The sequence below is a fragment of the Microcoleus sp. F4-D5 genome, from assembly GCF_036704885.1.
Lineage (GTDB): Bacteria > Cyanobacteriota > Cyanobacteriia > Cyanobacteriales > Microcoleaceae > Microcoleus.
The window spans coordinates 1-3,086 of the sequence record NZ_JAUBSX010000099.1; the positions used below are offsets into that span (position 1 = coordinate 1).

2 protein-coding genes are annotated in these 3,086 nt (G+C 42.4%); both read left to right on the top strand.

What is annotated here, in order from left to right; genetic code table 11:
- The first annotated feature begins 266 nt into the window (after nt 1-266).
- A complete protein-coding gene (locus QUA80_RS29445) occupies nt 267-1,373 on the top strand; it encodes a PEP-CTERM sorting domain-containing protein (protein WP_333428506.1) in 1,107 nt (368 codons plus the stop codon).
- Between the two features lie 301 nt (nt 1,374-1,674).
- A partial coding sequence (locus QUA80_RS29450; protein ID WP_333428507.1) for a DUF4114 domain-containing protein occupies nt 1,675-3,086 on the top strand: 1,412 nt, incomplete at its 3' end.

The following is a 3,086-nucleotide window of genomic DNA, read 5'->3' on the forward strand; positions in this document are numbered from 1 at the left end:
CAGATGATATCACCATCTACCCCTTTTGCCTAGAATGACCTCCTACTCTACCTTTCAGAGATGCCGTGAAAAGTAAGTTCCTGAGTCAACTTCTCCCGACTCAAATCTCCGATTTGTAAAGTTTTCTGAAGATTAGGCGACATTCTGCATAAAACTAGCGCCTCCCTCCAGATAGATAAGTGAAGGCTGGTTTTTGAGTGCGACGGGCGATCGCCCTTTAACACTCGCCAACTGTCAACCTTTAATTTTTTACAAAAATTACCCGGATGTCTGCATCTACCTTTGCCAACAAATTCTATCTGTTCAGCTTGGCTTTAAGTCTCCTAAGTGCGATCGGCCTTTCCCTACCCCAATCTGTTCAAGCTGCCAGCCTTACTCTCAGTCAACCACAGTCGCTTAACACACAAGAATCGCTTCCTACACCAGAAGGAACACCTAGACCTAATGACGACGACGGAATTTATCTCGATCGTACAATTCCAACATTTGAATTACCCGAAACAGTTGCCAGTATAGTTTTAGAAAATGCCTCTCAAGCTTCAGGTTTGCCAGTTTCCAACCTGGAAATTGTCAGCGTTCGCCAAGTCACATGGACAGATGGTTGTATGGGACGGGGAGGGCCAAATATAGTCTGTACAATGGCCCTAGTTGATGGTTGGATTGTCACGGTAGGAAGCGGCCAAGAAAAATTTGTTTATCACACCAATGGTTCCAGAACTTTTTTAGCTAACGATGGTAATACTCCCCCTGTTCCCAATCCTCCCCCTATTGGCGATCCTCCCCCGATATCTCGTCCACCGCTACGCCCTTGTCCTGATGGTGCTCCTAAATGCGATCCTTTTATACCAGCAGAACCCGGTTCATCTCAACAAAATCCCATTATGCCAAATGTAACTTTACCCGGTTTATGGAGTTTCTTCGATGTTCCGACAGATAGACATATCGATCCGCCCACAGCTTACGGTTTTCGCTACGAGATGACTTCCGACTCTCTCTTTACTCAAATTCGTGATTTTCCCACTGGTTTTAATACACCTTTTACTGTGTTAGTAAAAGATATACTTTTGGGTGAATTTACAGTCGGGAATAGCGTCTATTTTAGCAACTATAGCAAGTTGTTGGGCAACTTGCTCATCGGCGGTAGCGGAGTTAAAGAGTTTAGCGTCACTGGTCTGAATGTCGATCCGACTAATCCCGCTGCGTTTCCGATAAAACTTGCATTCAATACAGCTAAAGCCAACTTGAATATGCACGCCCTGCTTAAGGAAGAAGCCGAAGCTGTTCCTGAACCTTCAGTGATGTTAGGCTTATTTGCTTCCGCTTCTTTCCTCGTTGGTGCTGTGCGGAAACGCAAACAAAAATTTTACCGCTGATTTTCATAAACTTGGGTTTTGGGGAAAAGTGCGATTTCTTACGCGATAGCTTTACCCGCTTTGCCCTAACCTGAGTTCTCATCAGTAGAATTACGCAAAAAAACACACAAACTAGAGCGGTTTATCAAGTCTTTATCAAATCTTTATCAAGTCTTTTCAAAATATTGATTTACATTAGCGATGAAATGCCTAATAATGGGTTTTATCAAAAGTAATCACTATTTTTTTCCTAAAAAGCGATGCCTACGCCCATTCCTGCTAGTTGCTTTTTGTAAATCTAAGTTTATTTATCGGGGTGCAAATGTCTAATATTGAAATCGGTAGTCTAAAAGATAACTATTTCCATATCGGTTCCACTGGTAAAACAGATCCTACAGATACCTATTTTTTCAGTCTCCCCACTATGGGTAGTGCCCGAATCTCTGCTGAAGGTTTTAGCAGCGATATCAATTTGGAACTGCGGGACAAAGAAGGGAAGGTAATCAAAAGTATTTCAACTAGCGACACAAATGCTGGAATTATTAACATCGATAATTTAGGTGCGACGGACTATATTTTAAATGTTTCTACTGTTTCCGGTTACACAAACTATCAAGTCAGTCTAACTCCAGATGGTAAAGTCGATCCGTTAACGGGCATGGGGGTTGATGCGGGATTTTTTGTCACAGAAAAAAGTAAAGTAGGCTTCGATCTCCTCAACGATGGTGGCAGATATCAAGGTGAAATAGCTATTTTTAGCCTCGATGGTATGGATAAATTCACTTCAGATTATAGGGGATTTATTAAGGAAGCTACCAGGCGAGCGCTAAGTAATTCTGTATTGGGTCATATCGTGATTTCTGAATCCATAGAGGGGGCAAATCCCCTATTTAGGGGCAGTTTGGGAGAAGAAAATTATAATAATGAGCCCTATAAGGGCGTGAAGACATTTCCCACAACTCCCGGAAAGGCTTATGCTGTAATGTTGGTGCCAAATGGTAAAGTCCAAGAGGTTTTTGACAATCCCGATATTGGTGGAGATAAGCGTCCGCTGTTTTCATTATCTAGTCTCAATCCAAATGATGCTTGGCTGTACGGTCAAATAGCGGGTGTTACTGGTGATGGCTTGGTATTTTCCCTAGAGGATCAGCGGGTTGATACGGGTTCGGATGGGGACTATCAGGATGTTATTTTCAGGTTGACAGGTGCAACCGGTAAAGCGGTATTGTTGAAAGAAGTAATTAATCCCGATAAGGATTGGACTACATCTGAAGGCGGGAAGAATTTCATCGATTTTCTCAACTCAATTCCACCAGAAAACACACCACCGCAAGACTTACAATTTGATATAAAATTGATTTATACAACAGGTGAAGCGATTGAGTTGACAAGTGGAAAAGTTGCTGATGCTAATGGAGCGATCGATCTAGCTAGAATAGATTTATCACTGCGAAAAGAAGGCGGCGAGTGGACGAATTTGGAAGGTACGACAAATTTTATAGCGGATAGTCAAGGGTTTGCAACTTTTAGTTATTCTCTACCTGCTTTAGCGACAGGGACTTATGAATTAGAGGCGATCGCCTACGATAAAGAAGGTGCTAGCAGCAATACGGTACTCAAAAGCTTTACTGTCAAAGAAGCTACAGTTACACCAACGCCAACACCCACTCCAACAAATACAGCACCACAAGACTTACAGTTTGATGCTTTACCGACTTACACATTAGGAGAAAC

Coding starts and splice junctions, on each gene's coding strand:
- QUA80_RS29445 (WP_333428506.1), top strand. CDS start 267: ATGTCTGCATCTACCTTTGCCAACAAATTCTATCTGTTCAGCTTGGCT.